Origin of the sequence: uncultured Methanobrevibacter sp. (assembly GCF_902801725.1) — an archaeon.
Lineage (GTDB): Archaea > Methanobacteriota > Methanobacteria > Methanobacteriales > Methanobacteriaceae > Methanocatella.
Genome location: NZ_CADCJB010000016.1, coordinates 22767 through 42660, shown reverse-complemented (window position 1 = coordinate 42660; position 19894 = coordinate 22767). Strand labels below are relative to the sequence as shown.

General features: G+C 31.9%; 16 protein-coding genes. 10 read left to right on the top strand and 6 right to left on the bottom strand.

Annotation, left to right across the window (positions count from 1 at the left end; genetic code table 11):
- The 4 genes from QZV68_RS04970 to QZV68_RS04955 all read right to left on the bottom strand — a co-directional run.
- Nucleotides 1–1864 (bottom strand): right-handed parallel beta-helix repeat-containing protein (locus QZV68_RS04970; protein ID WP_363136977.1); only part of this gene is annotated, 1864 nt, incomplete at its 3' end.
- Nucleotides 1779–3026 (bottom strand): right-handed parallel beta-helix repeat-containing protein, encoded by a 1248-nt coding sequence (locus QZV68_RS04965; protein WP_296879157.1) that lies wholly within the window; start codon nucleotides 3024–3026, stop codon nucleotides 1779–1781. The genes QZV68_RS04970 and QZV68_RS04965, both read right to left, overlap by 86 nt.
- Nucleotides 3027–3263: 237 nt before the next feature.
- Nucleotides 3264–3665 carry a hypothetical protein gene (locus QZV68_RS04960; RefSeq protein ID WP_296879155.1) on the bottom strand — a complete coding sequence of 134 codons (402 nt, stop codon included), beginning with the start codon at nucleotides 3663–3665 and terminating at the stop codon, nucleotides 3264–3266.
- A gap of 5 nt (nucleotides 3666–3670) precedes the next feature.
- Nucleotides 3671–4234: a zinc-ribbon domain-containing protein gene (locus QZV68_RS04955; RefSeq protein WP_296879153.1), complete on the bottom strand. Its 564-nt coding sequence runs from the start codon at nucleotides 4232–4234 to the stop codon at nucleotides 3671–3673.
- 66 nt (nucleotides 4235–4300) lie between these two features.
- Here QZV68_RS04955 and QZV68_RS04950 point away from each other — a divergent pair, with 66 nt between their 5' ends.
- The 6 genes from QZV68_RS04950 to QZV68_RS04925 all read left to right on the top strand — a co-directional run bounded on the left by QZV68_RS04950 (nucleotide 4301) and on the right by QZV68_RS04925 (nucleotide 11781).
- Complete coding sequence (locus QZV68_RS04950; RefSeq protein ID WP_296879151.1) at nucleotides 4301–4828, top strand: hypothetical protein; 528 nt, start codon at nucleotides 4301–4303, stop codon at nucleotides 4826–4828.
- 8 nt (nucleotides 4829–4836) lie between these two features.
- Nucleotides 4837–5316, top strand: a complete 480-nt coding sequence (locus QZV68_RS04945) for a hypothetical protein (RefSeq protein WP_296879149.1) — start codon at nucleotides 4837–4839, stop codon at nucleotides 5314–5316.
- Between the two features lie 181 nt (nucleotides 5317–5497).
- A complete protein-coding gene (locus QZV68_RS04940; protein ID WP_296879147.1) occupies nucleotides 5498–8530 on the top strand; it encodes a type I restriction endonuclease subunit R in 3033 nt (1010 codons plus the stop codon).
- Between the two features lie 8 nt (nucleotides 8531–8538).
- Nucleotides 8539–10041 (top strand): class I SAM-dependent DNA methyltransferase, encoded by a 1503-nt coding sequence (locus QZV68_RS04935; RefSeq protein WP_296879145.1) that lies wholly within the window; start codon nucleotides 8539–8541, stop codon nucleotides 10039–10041.
- A gap of 31 nt (nucleotides 10042–10072) precedes the next feature.
- Nucleotides 10073–11269 (top strand): restriction endonuclease subunit S, encoded by a 1197-nt coding sequence (locus tag QZV68_RS04930; protein WP_296879144.1) that lies wholly within the window; start codon nucleotides 10073–10075, stop codon nucleotides 11267–11269.
- A gap of 44 nt (nucleotides 11270–11313) precedes the next feature.
- Nucleotides 11314–11781 carry a hypothetical protein gene (locus QZV68_RS04925; protein WP_296879141.1) on the top strand — a complete coding sequence of 156 codons (468 nt, stop codon included), beginning with the start codon at nucleotides 11314–11316 and terminating at the stop codon, nucleotides 11779–11781.
- Between the two features lie 139 nt (nucleotides 11782–11920).
- Here QZV68_RS04925 and xerA read toward each other — a convergent pair whose 3' ends face one another.
- Complete coding sequence (gene xerA / locus QZV68_RS04920; protein WP_296879139.1) at nucleotides 11921–12907, bottom strand: site-specific tyrosine recombinase/integron integrase; 987 nt, start codon at nucleotides 12905–12907, stop codon at nucleotides 11921–11923.
- 130 nt (nucleotides 12908–13037) lie between these two features.
- Between xerA and QZV68_RS04915 the strand changes: the two genes are divergently transcribed.
- Nucleotides 13038–13586, top strand: coding sequence for a restriction endonuclease subunit S (locus tag QZV68_RS04915; protein ID WP_296879137.1), 549 nt, complete (start codon nucleotides 13038–13040; stop codon nucleotides 13584–13586).
- Here QZV68_RS04915 and QZV68_RS04910 read toward each other — a convergent pair.
- The gene (locus tag QZV68_RS04910) at nucleotides 13567–14856 is read right to left on the bottom strand and encodes a restriction endonuclease subunit S (protein ID WP_296879135.1); all 1290 of its coding nucleotides are present in this window, start codon (nucleotides 14854–14856) and stop codon (nucleotides 13567–13569) included. The genes QZV68_RS04915 and QZV68_RS04910 overlap by 20 nt on opposite strands.
- A gap of 187 nt (nucleotides 14857–15043) precedes the next feature.
- Here QZV68_RS04910 and QZV68_RS04905 point away from each other — a divergent pair, with 187 nt between their 5' ends.
- The 3 genes from QZV68_RS04905 to QZV68_RS04895 are packed head-to-tail and all read left to right on the top strand — an operon-like array spanning nucleotide 15044 to nucleotide 19893.
- Complete coding sequence (locus tag QZV68_RS04905) at nucleotides 15044–17659, top strand: MrcB family domain-containing protein (RefSeq protein ID WP_296879133.1); 2616 nt, start codon at nucleotides 15044–15046, stop codon at nucleotides 17657–17659.
- Nucleotides 17660–17668: 9 nt separating this feature from the next.
- Nucleotides 17669–19459, top strand: a complete 1791-nt coding sequence (locus QZV68_RS04900; protein ID WP_296879132.1) for a DUF2357 domain-containing protein — start codon at nucleotides 17669–17671, stop codon at nucleotides 19457–19459.
- A 41-nt stretch (nucleotides 19460–19500) separates the two neighbouring features.
- Nucleotides 19501–19893 (top strand): (deoxy)nucleoside triphosphate pyrophosphohydrolase, encoded by a 393-nt coding sequence (locus QZV68_RS04895; RefSeq protein WP_296879131.1) that lies wholly within the window; start codon nucleotides 19501–19503, stop codon nucleotides 19891–19893.
- Nucleotide 19894: the final 1 nt, after the last annotated feature.

The following is a 19894-nucleotide window of genomic DNA, read 5'->3' as shown; positions in this document are numbered from 1 at the left end:
TGACTGTTAGGTTTTTATCATTTAGTTTTGCGGTTATTCCTTCTGCTCCTTCGTAGGTTACGTTGATGTTGGTGGTTGTTCCGTAGTTGGTTTCGGTGTCTGGGACTGTTAGTGTGGAGTTGGCTTTGTTTACGGTTATTGTTACTGTTGCGTTGGATGCTGTGTAGTTTTCGTTTCCGTTGAATTTGATGGTGATTTTTGCTTGGCCTGTGCCGACTGCTTTGATGGATCCGTCAGCATCGACTGTGATTATGTTTGTGTTGTTGCTTTCGAATGTGATTTCTTTCAGGTTGTCTGGTTGTGTTGTGTAGTTTATTTTTGATTCGTCTTCGAAGGTCAGTTCGATTGTTTTGTTTTCTGGTGTTATTGTGGTTTGTATGATTAGGATGTTTGATGTTGCCTGTTTGGTTGAGTTGTTGTAGATGTCGTCTCCGAGGTAGGTGAATGTCCATTTGTATTTTCCGACGGGGTATGCGTTGTTGGTAATGTTGATTGTTAGTTTTCCTTTTTCTTTTTTGCCTTCTTTTTCTATGTTGATTGTTTTTTTGTTGTTTATTGTTATGTTTCCGGTTGCGTTTTCTGGTAGTGTGATGATGAACATTAATCCGTTTTTGTCTGTGACGTTGATGTCGTATGGCTGTGGATTTATGTTTGATTCAAGTTTGAGTACGGTTAGCTTTCCGGTTGCTGTTGTGTTTAGGAATGTTTCGTCGCCTGTGTATTTGATGGTTATGTTATATTTGTCTGGTAGGATGTTTCCCAGGTCTATTGTTGTGTTTAGGTTTATGTCTGTGATTTTTTGGTTGTGTTTTTTGCCTGTGAGTGTGATGTTTACTTTTCCTGTTGCAGTTGAGTTGTAGTTGAGTGTGAGTGTTGTATTTTCTGAGTATGGCACTTCTTCGTCGACAAGTGAAAGGTTTGAATCAGCCTTATTGACATTTAAATAAATGGTATATGTGGCATTTTCTATTGTTGCGGTTATGCTGCCTGTTCCACTTTTGGCTGGTGTATATTTTATGGTTTCTTCCAGTTTGGCAGTATTTTTGCTGGTGTATCCGTTTGATGTTACTGTCAGGTTGACTGGTTTTAGGGGTGTGTTGTCGTATTCTGATGTGTTTTCGTTGGTTGAGTTGTACATCCGGAGTTTGTATGTTATGTTGCTTGTGTCCAGTATTGTTATTGTGTTGGGTTTTGCTGTTGCGTTTAAAAACAGCCAGATTTTGCAGTTTTCTATTTTTGGGTTGTTTTTGTAGTTGGTTTCGTTGTGTCCGAACCAGTTGTAATCTGTGTTTGAGGTGGTGTCAGTTTTATAGAATCCAATTTCGGTGGCGTTGTTGTTTAGGAAAATATTGTTGTTGACAGTTAAGTTTTCACCACTATATTCATTGTCGATGTAGATGGTATTGTTTTGTGCGTTGTTGTTTGTGAATATGTTGGAGGTGATTGTTCCATTATCACTATATTGCCAGTGTATTGCTCCTCCATTTTGTTTTGCGTTGTTGTTTGTGAGTTGGGTGTTGGTGATTTTTCCATTATAGCTTTCCATCCAGCTTATTGCTCCTCCATAGTTTGCGTTGTTGTTTGTGAGTGTGGTGTTGGTGATTTTTCCATTATGGCTGTTGTACCAGTGTATTGCTCCTCCATTTTGTTTTGCGTTGTTGTTTGTGAGTGTGGTGTTGGTGATTTTTCCATTAGTACTGTTGTTCCAGTGTATTGCTCCTCCCTCATATGTTGCGTTGTTGTTTGTGAGTGTGGTGTTGGTGATTGTTCCATTATCACTATATCGCCAGTGTATTGCTCCTCCAAATGTTGCGTTGTTGTTTGTGAGTGTGGTGTTGGTGACACCAGTGTATTGCTCCTCCATTCCATTGTGCAGTGTTGTTTGTGAGTTGGGTGTTGGTGATTTTTCCATTAGGACTCTCCCACCAGTGTATTGCTCCTCCAAAATTGTTTGCGTTGTTGTTTGTGAGTGTGGTGTTGGTGATTGTTCCATTATGGCTGTTTTGCCATTGTATTGCTCCTCCAGTGGTTGCGTTGTTGTTTGTGAGTGTGGTGTTGGTGATTGTTCCATTTGGACTTTCTAACCATTCTATTGCTCCTCCATTTTGTTTTGCGTTGTTGTTTGTGAGTGTGGTGTTGGTGATTGTTCCATTAGGACTGTTCCACCAGTGTATTGCTCCTCCATTATATGTTGCGTTGTTGTTTGTGAGTGTGGTGTTGGTGATTTTTCCGTTAGGACTGTTGTTCCAGTGTATTGCTCCTCCATATGTTGCGTTGTTGTTTGTGAGTGTGGTGTTGGTGATTTTTCCATTATCACTACTTTGCCAGTTTATTGCTCCTCCAATGGTTGCGTTGTTGTTTGTGAGTGTGGTGTTGGTGATTGTTCCATTTGGACTGTTGTTCCAGTGTATTGCTCCTCCGGTCCATTGTGCGTTGTTGTTTGTGAGTTGGGTGTTGGTGATTTTTCCATTATCACTACTTTGCCAGTGTATTGCTCCTCCAGTGGTTGCGTTGTTGTTTGTGAAGATGCAGTCGGCAATCTTACAATTGGCGCTGTTTTTCAAATAGATTGCGCCTCCATTATTTGCGGTTGCGTTTGTGAATGTGATTCCCTGTAGTGTTATGTTGGTTGAATCAGTAATGTTGATTATTCTTGTTTTTTTCTCTGCATCGAGTATTGTGGAGTTTCCGATTATTTTGAGGTTTTTTATGCTGTTGATTTTGATTTCGCTTGTTCCGGTGTATTTGCCCGGTTCCAGGTATATTATTGTATCGTTGTCAATTTCCTTTTCAATTGCGTTGAATGTATGTTCTGTGACTGTTTTTGTGTTTCCAAGCATTTCATTGCTGGTAAGTTCCAGTTTTTCTCCGGTGTGGGTTGCTATTTCGATTTCATTAATTTCTTCGGTTGTGTGTTCATCTACCATGGTCATTGCGGTGGTGTTGGCGTCGCTTGCGCATACGCTTGCAATGGAGAACAGGAAAACTGTTATGATTAATATGATCATGCCCTTTTTACAATTCATTCTTAAATGCTCCATGACTTTTTAGCTGATATATAATATGTTTAAATTCCACATTTAACTGTTTGGATATTTTTTAGAATATTTTTCATCAAAATTCAGAAAAACTGAATTATGTCCATATTTTGTTTGAGGGTTTACGAATGAAAAAAAGTAGGGGCATATATATTTGAAAAATATTTAAATCATGAATTTTAGGATTAAAAAAAGATGATAAATGCTCGTGCGAGCATTTAAAAATTATCTCATCTGATACCAGTAGCTTTCCTCGGTGTCGGGATTATACATGCGTTTGTAGTCATGTCCGTTTTCGCTTTTGACCGGCTGGTCATGAGTGTATGCCCAGCTGTCGTCGCCTTTTTGGGATTCGTCCCATCTGTCCACATATTCATCAGTTCCGAATTCAGGATCGCTTTCATGTGCAGATGCTGAACTTTCAGATGCTGTTTGGGATGCATATTCCTCTTCTGGAGTTGCATTGGTAACATTTGTATTGTTTGTCACATTTTTTGTAATGTTTGTGGTGTTGTTTACTTGAGTAACATTTTTCTGAGTCGTATTGTGCTGTGCTGTTATCAGAAATGCTGCTGCACAGACAATGGCAGCAATTAAAATAATCATAACAATCTTTTTAGTGTCCATTTTCCTCACCCATTCGCTTCAATCGAGTTAGCAATCTCTTTTAATGTATCAAGGTCTTCAAATCCGCAGACTTGAACATAATATTCTCCGACATGTTTCTGCACGGCATAGGACTGGTTGAATCCTACATTGTAAACTTCCAAATCCCCATCCCTTTCAAGGAATTTGTATACATACGGGCTTGCGCCATCATAATTTCCAATCCAGACAGAATACAGCACATGGCCTTCCAGCTTGTTTTCATAGCAGATAGTCCAGTATGCAGTTCCTTTGCCTATACTATCTGTTTGTGAAAACTCAGAACCCTCAGGAACCATCATTGTCACATACCCAAAGTCATATTTTTCCAGTTTAATGCTTTTGTCCGGAGGATTCAACACTCCTCCTATTGACAATGTTATCAGCAGTATGAAAACGATTATGACTGCGAGCAGAATGCAGATGATTTTTTTATTTGTATTTTTCTTTGTCTGGGGAACTGTTTTTATCTCTACCTCATGACCGCATTCAGGACAGAATCTGGTCCCCTCCTCAAGGTGCGCTCCACAGTTTTTGCAATAATTGACCATAATATTATTATGATTTTGCAATAATTTATATCTTTTTAGGCACAATATTTTAATAACGGTGATAAAATGGAGAAGAAAAACAAGATAATAATTGCTGTGCTTGTCATCATTATCATCGCATTGGTTGCGGCAATCGGATTCATGTTTTTTGGAGACATGAATCAGGCAAAATCAAACAATACCAATGTTACAGTGTATAATTTTGACAGCGCATTTACAATGGAAGTTCCGAAGGGAACAGTGTTCAAGAAGTCATGGAATACAAGTGATGGGGAATTTGGAGTAACTAAGACATATGATGAGAAAGGTAATAAATTTTCAGTTCTATATTCGGAATCTCCTATGATAACTGATCAATTCGTTGATTTTATAGTCAATGAAGTAAATAGTACGGGGGATGTTAAAATCGAGCATGATGGTGATTTAATTATTTTGCACCATATTTCTAAAAAATCTAAGAATAATGTCCTGGAAATTGATGGTAAATTTAAGCATGCAGTTTTATCACATGAAAATGGTGAACTTGTAGGTATTGCTGGAAATAATACTGATGAACTGGTTAAAATGGCAAAAACAATTGATTATTTAGGATAGTGATTTTTATGGATAAAAAATTTATTTTAATATGTGTTATAGCATTGGTGTTGTCTGTTGGTGCTGTATCTGCAGTTAATTTGGAAACTAAAACTTTTGATGATGCTTTTTCAATAAAAGTTCCAAAAAATTCTAATTTTGCACTACAAGCAATGGATGAGGGTTCAAGTTTTAACTTTTCATCAAATGTTTCTTTAAAGATGCATGTTGATGAAAAAAATCAGATTGTGATTATATATAGTGACATTCCATTGATTTCAAATAATTCTGTTGATTGGTGGTATCAAAACATGTTTCAGTCTATGAATCCTGATTTGGATTCATGTTATGAAACTCAAATTGGAGATATGAAATATCTAAAACCAGTTAATGAATCTCCAACCAATGTTGCATTAGCCGGCACCAACAAGGGAAATAATACCGTAATGGTTGCTGGATCGGATTATGATTTGGTCAAATCCATGGGCAAAACTGTTAAATTTAAATGAATTGGTGGTTTTATCCACTTTCACTTTTTTTTATTTTTTATAGGAATTGATCCTATCCAATTTAATTCTTTATTGTTCTTTTAAACTATTAATTTGGTCTTATTTTTAGTTTTAATGGATTAACTTTAATATATAGTTGTTATAAAGTTATTATTAATATTGATATTAGTCTGTAAAATTTGTGGAGTTGATTTATATTTCAGTTTATAATGAAAATTCTTATGAGCAGTCAATAATTGAATTGTTTCAAAATTTGGGATATGATTACTATTTTGGCCCTGATGTTAAAAGAGATTATAACAATCCTTTGTTTAAATCGGATATGGATAATCTATATTCAATTAATAGATCTTTAGATAGGGAAGCTGTTGAGAAAGCTGTTGAAGTTATTCAGGATTTTGGCATTGGTTCTCTTGAAGATATCAACAATAAATTCATGAGCTATCTTCAAAATGGTGTTTCTGTGAACTATTGGAAAGATGGAAAAGAAATGTCAACACTTGTAAAACTCATTGATTTTGAAAATTTGGATTCAAATGCTTTTACTGTTATCAATCAGTGGACTGTAGTTGACAAGGAAACCAAAATACCTGATGTTGTCGTATTTGTCAATGGTATTCCTTTGGTTGTATGTGAGTTGAAATCCCCTTCAAGAGAAGATGCTGATACTTCCAAAGCTTACACTCAATTGAAAAAGTATATGCAGGTAATTCCAGTTCTATTTAATTATAACGCCTTTTGTGTAATGAGTGATATGTCTATTTCAAAAGCAGGTACAATCACTGCTTCAGAAGACAGATTCATGGAATGGAAAACGACAGACGGAAGTTATGAATCAACACAATTTGCAGATTTTACAACATTTTTTGAAGGAATATTCGAAAAAAACAGATTTATTGACATCTTAAAGAATTTCATTACTTTTTCAAATGATTCAACTAAAAAAATCAAGATTTTAGGGGCTTATCACCAATACTTTGCAGTTAACAAGGCTGTAAATTCAACAGTTAAAGCCATTGAAAGTGATCATAAGGCGGGTGTATTCTGGCACACTCAGGGAAGTGGAAAAAGCCTGTCAATGGTATTTTATGTAAACAAACTCCAGCAGGTTCTTGAAAGTCCGACATTCGTTGTGATTACTGACAGGAATGATTTGGATGACCAACTTTATTCCCAATTTGCAAAATGCAGTGACTTTTTAAGACAGACTCCAAAACAAGCTACAAGCATGAAACACCTAAAAGACCTGCTAAATGACAGAAAGGCAAATGGAATATTTTTCACAACAATGCAGAAGTTCGATGATTATGATGAATCATTAACAGACAGGGAAGACGTAATCGTAATATCTGATGAAGCTCACAGAAGCCAGTATGGTCTTGAAGAAAAGGTAGACCCAAAAACCGGTGAAATAAAGATTGGTGCTGCTAGAAGAATTAGAAATGCGCTTCCAAATGCAACATATATTGGTTTTACAGGAACTCCAATTTCAAAGTCAGACAGAAGCACTCGTGAGGTATTCGGAAATTATATTGATATTTATGACATGACTCAGTCAGTGGAGGATGGAGCTACTGTACCGATAAGCTATGAAAGCCGTATTGCCGAGATAAAACTTGATGAAACAATTCTTGATAAAATCGATGATAAATACTGGGAATTAAGAGAAGAAGCTGAAGAATACAATATTGAGAGAAGTAAAAAAGAATTGAGCAGAATGGAGTCATTGCTGGGTGCTCCTGAAATTATTGATGATATATGTAGGGATATTGTTCATCACTATGAAGACAATCGTGCCAATGAACTGACAGGAAAAGCGATGGTTGTTGCATATTCAAGACCAATAGCAATCAAGATGTATGAAAAAATATTGGAATTGCGTCCGGATTGGGATGAAAAAGTAAAAGTGGTTATGAGCGGTTCCAATAAAGATCCTGAAGAATGGCATAAAATTATTGGAGACAAATCCTACAAAAAAGAGCTTGAAAACAAATTTAAGGATGATGATGATCCAATGAAAATAGCCATTGTGGTTGACATGTGGCTTACTGGATTTGATGTTCCCTCTCTTGCTACAATGTATGTCTACAAGCCGATGAGAGGACACAATCTGATGCAGGCTATTGCAAGGGTAAACAGAGTATTTAAAGGAAAAGAAGGTGGACTTGTAGTTGACTACATTGGAATTGCATCAGACCTTAAAAAGGCAATGAGCGAATATACAGAAAGGGATCAAAAGAAGTATGGGGATATGGATGTTGATAAAATTGCTTATCCAAACTTCCAGGAAAAATTAGAGGTTTGCCGTGATTTATTCCATGGATTCGATTATTCAAAGTTCTTTGGGGAAAGCAATTTGGAAAGATCAAAAGTTATTTCAAATGGCGTAAATTTCATGGAGGAATTATCCCGTGAAAATAAGAAAAAGTTATTTTTAAAAGAGGGATTGCTGCTTAAAAAATGGTTATCATTATGCAGAAGCAGGGCTGATGAAAGAGAAAGGTTTGAAGCCGCATTTTTTGAAGCTGTAAGGACAGTTCTTGTTAAAATATCATCAGATAACAAATTATCAATTCATGAAATAAATGCACAAATTACAAAATTGCTCAACCAATCAATCAAAAGTACAGGTGTAATCAATGTCATTAATGTCAGTGATGAAGTATCATTGTTTGACCCTGAATTTTTAGATAAGGTACGTGCAATGGAATCTTCAAATTTAACTATTTCTCTTTTGGAAAAATTGCTAAATGACCAAGTTAAAGGTTATAATCGTACAAATATTGTAAAATCAGAGGAATTTTCAGATCTTTTAAAACAAACCATGAACAGTTACATCAATGGGCATATTACAAATGATGAGGTTATTGAAGAGCTAATCAAAATTGCAAAACTTTTACGGGATGCACATAATGAAGGTGAAGAATTAGGCTTAACAGAAGAGGAATTGGCATTTTATAATGTTATTGCTCTTCCAGAAAATATTCATGAATTCTATGATGATGAAACTCTTATTAAAATTACTCAGGAGTTAACTGATGCATTGCGAAGAAATAGAACTATTGACTGGCAGAAAAAAGAGTCTGCACGTGCAAATATGCGCAGAACAGTGAAAAGATTACTTAAAAAATATGATTATCCTCCAAGCGAAATGAAGTTCGCTATGGAAAAAGTTATTGCACAATGTGAATTGTGGGTAGATGAAGCGGCATAGGTGATTTGATGGCAAAAGAAAATATTTCAGAAATTGGATTTGAAAAACAGATATGGGATGCAGCAGACGAACTAAGAGGTTCAATGGATGCAGCCGAATATAAACATGTAGTATTGGGATTAATTTTTCTAAAGTACCTATCTGATAAGTTTGAAGAAAAGTATCAGGAACTTGTCGAGGAGGGAGATGGATTCGAAGAGGATATTGATGAATATACTGCTGAAAATATATTTTTTGTTCCACCTGAAGCCCGTTGGAGTGAAATTGCTAAAAAAGCAAACACAGAAGAAAATGGACTAACAATCGACAATGCAATGAAAGCTATTGAGGACAATAACAAATCACTTAAAGGAATTTTACCTAAAAACTTTTCAAGACCTGAGCTGGACAAGAAAAAACTTGGTGCTGTAATTGACATATTCACAAACGTTCAGATGTCTGAAAAAGGAGATAAAAAAGACATTTTGGGCAGAACTTATGAATACTGTCTAAGTATGTTTGCAGAAACAGAAGGTAAAAAAGCAGGAGAGTTTTATACTCCTGCCTGTGTTGTCAAAACATTAGTATCTGTTCTCAAACCTTATAATGGGAGAGTATACGACCCTTGCTGTGGATCAGGAGGTATGTTTGTCCAATCCAAAAATTTTATAGAAAATCACAGCGGCAACATTAAAAAAATCTCAATTTATGGTCAGGAATCCAACCCTACTACCTGGAAAATGGCTAAAATGAATTTGGCTATTCGTGGACTGGAAGCGGATCTTGGAGAGCATCAGGAAGATACATTTTTAAATGACCTGCACCCTACTTTAAAGGCTGATTTTGTAATGGCAAATCCACCATTCAACCTTAAGAAATGGGGTCAGGAACAGTTGCAGGATGATGTAAGGTGGAAATATGGAATTCCACCAAAAGGAAATGCAAACTTCGCATGGATGCAGCATATGATACATCACCTGTCACCAAAAGGAAAAATTGGGCTTGTACTGGCTAATGGGTCTTTGTCATCTACTACTTCCGGTGAAGGAAAGATCAGGCAAGCTATTGTGGAAGATGATTTGGTTGAATGTATTGTGGCACTGCCAACCCAACTGTTTTATACTACCGGAATACCAGTTTGTCTATGGTTCCTTAACCGTGATAAAAAGCAGAAGGGCAAAACCTTGTTTATTGATGCACGTGAAATGGGAACAATGGTTTCAAGGAAATTGCGTGAGTTAACTGATGAAGACATTGATTTAATTGCTGAAACATTTACAAAATTTGAAGAGGGCACATTGGAAGATGAAAAAGGATTCTGCAAAATCAGTGATATGGAAGAGATTAAAAAGCATGATTTCATTTTAACTCCTGGCAGATATGTTGGATTCAAACCTGAAGAAGATGATGGAATACCATTTGAGGAAAAAATGAAAACTTTAACAACTGAGCTTGATGAACTGTTTAAAGAGTCCAATGAGCTTGAATGTAAAATCCGTCAAAGTTTAAAGGAGATTGGATTTGAATTCTAAATTGGAATTTGTTTGAAAAGGAGTGGTAAATTTGAGTTTAGAATATATTCCTTTAGGTGAAGTTGCTGACATAACAAAATTAGCTGGATTTGAATTTACAAAATATATCACTTATCTGGATTATGGTGAAATTATTGCATTAAGAGCATTGAACCTCCGTAATGGATCTTTAAATTTATCTGATGTGAAATATATTAGTAAAGATGTTTCAGAAAGTTTACCTAGAAGTAAATTATATAAAAATGATATTTTATTGACTTATACAGGAAATGGTTACGGAGATTGTGCAATTGTGGAAGAAAATGATAAATACCATTTAGCTCCAAATATTGCAAAAATCTCTCCTAAAAAAATTAATCCTTATTTCTTGTTTGAATTTATTAATAGTAAGTATTTTAAAAAGCAAATGCGAAATTTTATTGGTGGAAGTTCTCAACCAACTATTCCAATGAAAACATTACGTATACTGGAAGTTCCTTTTCCAGAAGAAGAGATACAAAATAAAATAGCCATAATTCTATCTAATATAAATAAAAAAATTACAATTAATAAAGAAATAAATAAAAATTTACATAATATTGTGGATGTTATTTTTAAGAATTTTGTAAATAATTATGAAGATTTAGACATTGTAATTCTATCAGATAATACGAATAAAATTATTAGAGGTTTTAATTCTAAATATGTTGATAAAAGTAATTTAATTAACTTAAATCAAAAAGTTAATAAAGGAATTATTCTTGAAAAGGAACATTGCAAGTATTTAAATGAAGATATTGATATTCCTAATGAAAAATTTGCAAGAAAAAGAGATATATTATTAAATTCTTTAGGTCAAGGAACATTAGGTCGAGTCCATTATTATAATGAAGAGACAGATAATGTAGTTATCGATCAACATATTACTATTATAAGGGCTAATGAAGAATTAATACCAAGTACATATATTTATGAATACTTAAAAAATGTGGCTGGACAATATCAATTAGATAGTCTGATTTCAGGTTCTACTGGCATGTTAATGTTGAATATTTCAGATATTAGAAATTTAAAGATTCCAATTTTGTCTAAAGATAAAATGAAAGAATTTAATTCAATTGTTTCCCCAATATTCGACAAAATTACTATAAATTTTGAAGAAATAGAAAGATTATCAAAACTTAGAGATACTTTACTTCCTAAGTTAATGTCTGGTGAGATTGATGTCTCAGAGATAAATTGTGATTAGATTAATAATTTATAATATTGAATGATGATTGATAGGTGATAGATGTGGGTACTTTAACTGAGTATGTATGTGAAAAATGTGGTTTTAGTATTAGTGATTCTGATTTAAAGTATTTTGTGGATGATGAAACTAATTGTGTAGTCGAACATGCTTCAGGAATGTTAACATTTGATATGGGGCATGGTTCAAAAATAAGAGGAAGAATTATTCCTTCATTTTGTCCGGATTGTTCATCTGAAGTACATTTTTATTATAATGAAAATGAATCTTATATAAAAGAAATAAAATATGCTCTTGAACAGGATGAAGAAGATTTTAAAAAAGTTTTAGATGAAAAATATAGGCATCGAACAATTAGTTCTGTGTTGAAAGGTGTTATTGGGCCAGAAGATAAAACACATGCTGATTGTCCTAACTGTGGTAAAAATATACCATTAATCCGAGATAGTAAATGTGAATGTCCTAAATGTGGTGGGGAACTTTATAGTTTGATGGTTGCTTTATATGATTGAAATTTTTAATGTTTGGAGTATAAGATAACCATTATCATTGTTTTTTCATTTAATCTTTAAGATTATTCATATTATAAATAACGTTGTTATATTTTTATTATTTTAAATCTTCATAAAATTTAATAAAAATTTGAAATATTTATCCTATAAATTTTCTATGAGCTAGTTTTACATTGCTTTGGTTTACCATTGCATATTGCATGGTTGTATCAATTTGAACATGTCCCAGTAATTTTTGTACTTGTTCTATGGGCATTCCTTTATCAATTGCATTGGTTGCCATTGTTCTTCTAAATTTGTGGGGATGTACTTTACTTATTTTGCATTTTCGTCCCAGTTCTCTAAGTCGGGTTTCCACGCCACTTATTCCTAACCGTTCATAGGGTTTATTTAATGATACGAATAATGCTGGATTTTCATCAATTCTTGTCTGCAGATATTCAATTAAATGTATTTTCGTTCTTGCATCAAAATATACCACCCTTTCACTTTCTCCTTTTCCAAATACTATGCATTCCCGTTCGTAAAAATCAATGTCTTCAATATTTAGATTCACTAATTCTCCCACCCTTATTCCAGTTGAGATTAAGAGTTCAACTATTGCTAAATCCCGTATTTCTTTGCAGTTGTCTCTTAGGATTTCTAAATTTTCATCAGTTAAAACTTCTTTTACAACACGCCCTGTTTTCACTCTATGTATTCTTCTTACTGGATTTTTTATAATGTAGTCTTCATCTTCCAGCCAGGAAAAGAAGCTGGAAAATATTCGTCTGATGTTGTCTATTGTAGTTTTTGAAGATTTGTTTTCATTTTTGTGATCAAAAAGATATTTTCTTAAGTCATCGGTATTGATGTTATATACTTGCTTTTTAATTTTCATCAACATTTTTTCGATGGTGGATTTGTAATATATGATTGTTTTATTCGAACAACCCTCAACTTGCTTTGCGGATAAAAAGAGGTTTAATAATTTAAAATTATCTACTTCACTTAACTCATTGTTGGTATCAACAATATTTATATCTTTAAGAGAATTTAATAGAGAATTTGTTAATTTTAGATATTGTCCTTGGTTTAGGTAAGGTTTCATTTGATTTTGAATTTTTGAAATTATTTTTGTTTTCATATTATCACTAATATTAGTTTATATTCTTTTATTTATTAAATATCTATTAATAATTCTTTATTTCTTGATATTAAGTTATTATTATCTTTAATTTGTATTTTAATACTTTAAAAAGGTTCAATATCCAAATTTGAGTTTAGAATGGAAATCATGTAAAATTGGAGATGTTGTTTCAGTTAGGAGAGGTGCATCACCTAGGCCTATAAAAGAGTATATCTCTGAAACAGGAATGCCTTGGGTTAAAATCGCTGATGCTACAAAAGATCAAACTAGATTTATTAATTTTACAAATGAATTCATTAAAGAAGAAGGAATTAAAAAAAGTGTTCTCGTAAATCCTGGAGACTTAATTGTATCAAATAGTGCAACACCAGGTTTACCAAAATTCATGAATATCAAAGCTTGTGTTCACGACGGATGGTTAGTCTTTGATAATTACAATGGGATTCTAAAAGAATTTTTATATTATTATTTCATCGTTGTTAGGGGAAGGTTGGTTAATCAAGCTAATGGAAGTGTTTTTAAAAATTTAAAAACAGATATTGTTAGAGATTTTGATATTAATCTTCCAGATTTAGAAACACAAGAAAAAATAGTTAAAATTTTATCCCAAATTGACAGAAAAATTGAGTTGAATATTGCTGTAAATAAAAATTTGATTATTTTGCATTTTTCATGAAATTAAGTAATTTCGTAATTTTTGAAAGAATTTTTTTAAAGCAAATATTAAATTTCAAATCACAATTTATCTTCGAGACATCAATCTCACCAGACATCAATTTTGGAAGTAATGTATCTCTTAATTTAGATAACTTATTAATTTCAAGATAACTATCTCTAATTTTCTCAATAATTGGGAAAACTAATTCATGAAAATCTAATAATATGTCTTCTGGAGGTATTATAATATCCATATCTCCTAAACCATTATCCCACACAGCATAAGGCATTGTTGTCCCTTTAGAAGTATTTTGAGCATATTGTATGGTTCTATCTAAATTACACAACAATAACAAATAACTTAAATGGTGTTCTTGTTTAGGGTTTAAAACAAAACATGTTGATCTAGTAACTCCAGAACATGGGGAAATAACAACTCTATGAAAATAAACTCTCATTGCTCCAATTAAAATATCATTTTTATTAAATGTTATTAAACTACTATTAGCTTCCTTATCAGATTTTAATTCTGATATTCCTAAAGAATTCATAGGTATAATATCGATTGGAAGATAAGGTAAACCATTAGTTTTATTTGCTTTAATAGGATTTTTAGTTAATGTTAATAATTCCCTTAATGCTCCATAATTCCATCCATCAGGAATATCTCCTAATGGACTTTCTTTAAAAGATACATTTTTAAATTTGTCAAAACTAATAAACCAATGATTAAAAATAGTATGAAGTAATTGCTCTAAATTTTTATTTATTTTTTCGTTCATCTCAATTTTGTCATCAATTGTTGACAAAACATTTACAATTTTATTCTGAACATTTAATGGTGGAATACTAATAGGAAATTCTTTAATTAAATTGGAATTTAAATTTTGTTGAGCTGCACCTGAAGCTAAGTTTAATAATCTTCCATAATTGCTGTAAAGATAATAATAAATAAATTTTGGATTTGCTAACCTATTTTCAATTGTTAAATTGCAACAGGCCTGATTTGTTGTGAGGTCCACCATATTCATTGCTACTTTCGCAGCTGTTGCACCATACATAGCAACAATAACTGATTCTTTTTTTACCCATTTTGCAGCACTATTTTCAAACCCATCTTGAGTAATGTGTTTTTCAGTATCGTAAATTCTATTAAAGTTAATTTCTTTAGTATTTAACCAAGGAATATCTCCCCCATAATATTTTTCATTTGTACTTTTTGGTGTTCCCCCACTAGAAACTTTTGAGCACAATTCACCAATTGTTGTAGTTTTCCATTCTAAACTCAAATTTTTTATTAATTTTTGATCGTCATTTTTTAATAGATGTTTGTATATAAATTGTAGTGATTATGAAAAATTGCTTTCATTTTGAAATATTGCTTTCATTTAATAATATTGGGTTGTATTTTGAATTCATTATGAAATTATCATTTTTTGTATTAAATGAATATTTTTATAAGTTGGGGGTGTTTTGATGATATCTGAATGTTTTAAAGAGATTCTTGATAATTATGAAACAATAAGTAGTACTCAACCTTATAAGGGCAATGAATTTGCTTCAAGGATAAGGAAACAATTTAAAAATGAAGTAAAAAATGTTGTTGAAGAATGCACAGATAATATAAAGTTGTATCGTTTCAAAGGATATGTGGGTAGGTTGGATTGGACTAAACAAAAGCCTCAAATTCGTATTGGAAATAATTTAGCTTCTAGAACTTTTGAAAAAGGATTATATTTATTTTATGAATTTGAACCAGATGGCTCAGGTCTTTACTTATCATTAGATCAAGGTTATGATTATCCTAAAAGAGATATTCGTGTGGAAATAGCTAATAAATTACTTAATTTTATAAATTTGGATAATATTCCTGAAGGGTTTCAAACGGAGTATGATGAGAATGATTCTGAAAGTAAATTACATAATGATACAATAATATCTAAATTTTATAAGTATCAAGATTTGGATGAAGATATTTTAAAAGGTGATTTAAAATCGATTATTCCTATTTTTGAAAATATCGTACCTCGATATTTGGATATTTTGGAAGATATGAATTTAATTCCATTGATTGAAGATATCCGGGGAGATAATTATTTGGATAATGAAGAAGATTCTGATGAAACTTTGATTGTTATTGAAAAAGAATTGGAAGATGAAGAAATTGATTTAATTGATTTAAATGTTCCTAATTTTTATGATTTCCTAACTAATAAAGGATATTATTTTAATAAAAAAGTTATTGAAAATTATCTTCTTTCTTTAAAAGTTAAGCCTTTTACTATATTGACAGGTAATTCCGGAACTGGTAAAACAAAATTGTCTCAATTATTTGCAGAATATCTAACTGATTCTAATTACTATTTAGTTAATGCTACTACAAGAGGGAGATCTTGGGGATATAGTAAAGATGGTAGTTCCGATAAAAGATGTGGTTGGACTCTTTCAGCAGAAGATTTTGCAAATGTTCTTCCTTTATATGCAATTGAGGGCACATATGAAATTGAAATTGGGGGTTATAGAATCAATGCGGATATCACATTTTTACCTCAAATTTATTATAAAAGAAATTATGAATCATTTAGGCGGTACTTTAAGAGATTATATGAACTTGAAGAGGAACAAAAAGAAAAAGAAAAAGAAGTTGGAATTTCTCATACTAAACAAAAGGTTAAATTAGGTGTAAAATGTGAGTCAATAAGTTCAGCAATACTGGATGATTGTGAAAAATCAGAGGAGATATCTATAACTATGGCACTATCAGATTCTGTTCTTGATAAAAAAGCACGAAAAGGTAAAAAAATTATTTTACCTGTCAAATTTATGGATTATGTTCCTCTTAAAACTTCGGTACCGTGTGAAATAACTGCTGATGGATTATTTGCTAAAGGAAATTTCGATTTGAAATTTAGAATAAGTAATTATAAGAATGAAAAAATACAAGAGTATTTAGAAACTCTTGAAGAAAATGGTGCCGAAGAATTTGAATTGAAAATCTTTGGATTTAAACCTAACATTGAGGATTTTACTCCAATTTGGGATGCAGTTGAATATGTTGATAAAAATGGGGAAGATAGTGGTGATAATTACGCAATTGTCCCGGTTGGTGCAAATTGGACTGAAAATAGAAATGTCGTTGGGTATTATAATGTTCTTACTAAAGAGTATCAGCATACTCAATCTTTAGATTTATTATTAAAAGCAGATGGTGAGTCTAAGCCATTTTTTTTAATTCTAGATGAAATGAATCTATCTCATGTGGAAAGATATTTTTCTGATTTTTTATCCGCTATGGAAAGTGATAAACCAATACCTCTTCACAAAGCAAATGGTAAAGTTGTGGATGTTCCTAGTGAGCTTAAAATACCTAATAATGTATTTATTGTGGGTACTGTTAATGTTGATGAGACTACATATATGTTTTCACCAAAAGTATTGGATAGAGCTAATGTTTTAGAGTTTAAAACTTTTGAAAAACTATCTATTTTAGATTATATTAAAAGTAAACATCCCCCACTTGAATTTACTGGGGATGTTAATTATCTGGAAGATGTATTGTCTGACATGGATTTAAGGGATAATATTCTAGATTTTGTAAATGATGAGTTTGGAAAGGTTATGTATGAAAATGTTACTCCAATAATTGTAAATGAAGGTACTGATGAAGAATATGAAAATCACATCCATAATAAAACTAATGTAGTTAATGAAATTGCAAATGAATTGTCTCAAATAAATGAATATCTTAAAGGTTCGGGTTTTGAATTTGGGTACAGGACAGTTAATGAAATACTTGCTTTCATGTTTGTTGCTTGGAAATATGAGTATCAAGAACCTATTTGGAATAATTGGAGAAGATATTTGGATGCCCAGATATTGCAAAAGATACTGCCTAAACTTCATGGTTCACAAATGGTATTGGGTGAAACTTTAGATAATTTATTAGTTTTTTGTTTAGGTATTGAATCAATTGATGACGTTCCAGAGTTAAAAAATATGAATGGGGTGCATCCGTATCCTGAATCTGCTAAAAAATTAATACATATGAAGGAAGTTTTAGAAAAACAAAGATATGTGTCATTCATCAATTAGGTCTTTAGTATGGTGGAACAAAGTATCAATATTAAAATAAAAACTAAAGAAGAAGTTTTAGGCACTTTAACAATATCTTCTAATGTTAACATGCAATTAGATAATAAATTTAAAGATATTGGATCTAAAAAAATTAAAGGGATAGTTTTTAATAATATTGAAAAGGATTTTGCATTAGATACTTATACGCCTATCCAATACTGTGTATTACCATCATATTCAACTAATATTTTTCTTCTAGAAGAAACGGAGTATACTTTTTCTTTTATTCCTAGTAAATTTGTGAATATTGGAGAATTAAAGGTTTTTAATTATTTGTCGGATCATAGTCATGGTAAAAGCAATATTCGTTTTATTCATTTGAATAATGTTTGGATAGCTAATGTTAATTTTAGAGGTTTTGCAGGTAAAACCTTTGTTGATATTATTTATGGTGATTTTAAATTTAGTTTGATGGTCGAAGTTAGGACAAAAAAATTAGATTATGATAATGAATACTCTCAAATGATTGCAGATTTATCTGAATACTCTTCAGGTTTATTATTTAATGTAAATGCTTCTTTATATCAAAATCATATTTTTTCTAAAGATTTAAAAAGCACTTTGTATGAATATTTCATGTTATTGGAATATTTGTTTAGGCCTCAGAACTTACCTGCAGTTTGTGAATACTTATCTAGAAATTTATATTCCTTGTTAGAAAATACTTTTGAATTAGTTCCTACTCCTTTAGCTTCAAATATTGGTTCAAGTGAAATTGCTGAACTAAGTTCCAACCCCCAATATATTTCAGAAACAACGGAAGAATATTCAATTTATGACGATGAAAACAATCATTATGCTCTCTTAATGATTAACGAAATAAAGTATATAAACAATATCGATGTTCCTGAGAATAGGTTTTTCAAATACTTTTTAGAATTTATCCGTGATTTGATTGTCAAATTATATCATGAAAATCCTAATGAAAAGCAAGTTAAACTTTATTTAGAAAATTACACTAATATTATTAATTCTGTGCTATCTCATAGATATTTTAAGGATATTTCTCGTTTAGATTATATTCCATTAAATTCTCAAGTTTTACAAAAGAAAGAAGGGTATCGTGAAATCTTACAATATTATTTAATGTTTGAATTTGGATTAAAAATTAGTTTCGATGACTTAACAGATAATTTTAGAGGATTTCAAAAAGAATTAAGTAAAATTTATGAAATATGGTGTTATTTTGAGTTAATCGATATAGTTAATAGATTAACTAATTCTCAATGTGATTTTGAAACATTTATTGATGTTGAAAATTGGTCATTAAGCCTGGATAAGATAAATATGCTTGATTACTTCAATACATTGGTATTGGGGGAAAATGAAGTAAATTTAAAATTAATGTACAATTATTCTTTTTATCATTCTGATAATTATAGTAATGGGGAGCTATATTCTTATTCGGAGCAATTAGATCCTGATTACACTTTAGTTATTGAATGTAATGGGATAATTCGATTATTGCATTTTGATGCAAAATATAAACTTAAAGAAGGTAGTTATAAATCTGAAGATATTCAAAAAATGCATACTTATAAAGATGGTATCAATGATTCTATTGGTGCTTATGTCTTGTATCCAAGTGATAATGATGCAGTGATTTATAATGAGACTGATGGTAGTTTTGGCTCTGTTGGTGCATTTTGTTTAAAACCTAGAGCTACAAACATTAACAAAAAAGAAATTAGGCGTTTCATATTTAAGATAATTAAAGACGCAATAAATGAAGGGTTATTTGGGAATGATTTTTCCTGAAAATATATAACGTAAGCTGCCAAATATTTAACCAGAGTATCATGAAAACCTTAAATGTTGTAGCGGCCATTATCAAAAAGGACAATAAGATCCTGGCCACAAAAAGAGGATATGGTGAATTCATTAACATGTGGGAGTTTCCGGGAGGAAAAATTGAAGCAAACGAAACCAAAGAGGAAGCTCTAATAAGGGAAATAAAAGAAGAGCTTGACTGCACAATAAATCCCACAAAATTCGCATTGAATCTTGAATACCAATATCCTACATTTTATCTCAAGATGAGCTGCTTTGAGGCAACAATAACGGAAGGAACTCCAAAGCTATTGGAGCACAACGATGCAAGGTGGCTTGCAAAAGACGAACTTGATGACGTTAACTGGATTCCAGCCGACATCGAGGCTGTGGATTATCTTAAAAAGACCATGGAGGATTAGC

What these genes read in the sequence shown, in the direction of transcription:
- QZV68_RS04965 (WP_296879157.1), bottom strand. Translation starts at nt 3,026, where the DNA reads ATGAATTGTAAAAAGGGCATGATCATATTAATCATAACAGTTTTCCTG.
- QZV68_RS04960 (WP_296879155.1), bottom strand. Translation starts at nt 3,665, where the DNA reads ATGGACACTAAAAAGATTGTTATGATTATTTTAATTGCTGCCATTGTC.
- QZV68_RS04955 (WP_296879153.1), bottom strand. Translation starts at nt 4,234, where the DNA reads ATGGTCAATTATTGCAAAAACTGTGGAGCGCACCTTGAGGAGGGGACC.
- QZV68_RS04950 (WP_296879151.1), top strand. Translation starts at nt 4,301, where the DNA reads ATGGAGAAGAAAAACAAGATAATAATTGCTGTGCTTGTCATCATTATC.
- QZV68_RS04945 (WP_296879149.1), top strand. Translation starts at nt 4,837, where the DNA reads ATGGATAAAAAATTTATTTTAATATGTGTTATAGCATTGGTGTTGTCT.
- QZV68_RS04935 (WP_296879145.1), top strand. Translation starts at nt 8,539, where the DNA reads ATGGCAAAAGAAAATATTTCAGAAATTGGATTTGAAAAACAGATATGG.
- xerA (WP_296879139.1), bottom strand. Translation starts at nt 12,907, where the DNA reads ATGAAAACAAAAATAATTTCAAAAATTCAAAATCAAATGAAACCTTAC.
- QZV68_RS04905 (WP_296879133.1), top strand. Translation starts at nt 15,044, where the DNA reads ATGATATCTGAATGTTTTAAAGAGATTCTTGATAATTATGAAACAATA.
- QZV68_RS04900 (WP_296879132.1), top strand. Translation starts at nt 17,669, where the DNA reads ATGGTGGAACAAAGTATCAATATTAAAATAAAAACTAAAGAAGAAGTT.
- QZV68_RS04895 (WP_296879131.1), top strand. Translation starts at nt 19,501, where the DNA reads ATGAAAACCTTAAATGTTGTAGCGGCCATTATCAAAAAGGACAATAAG.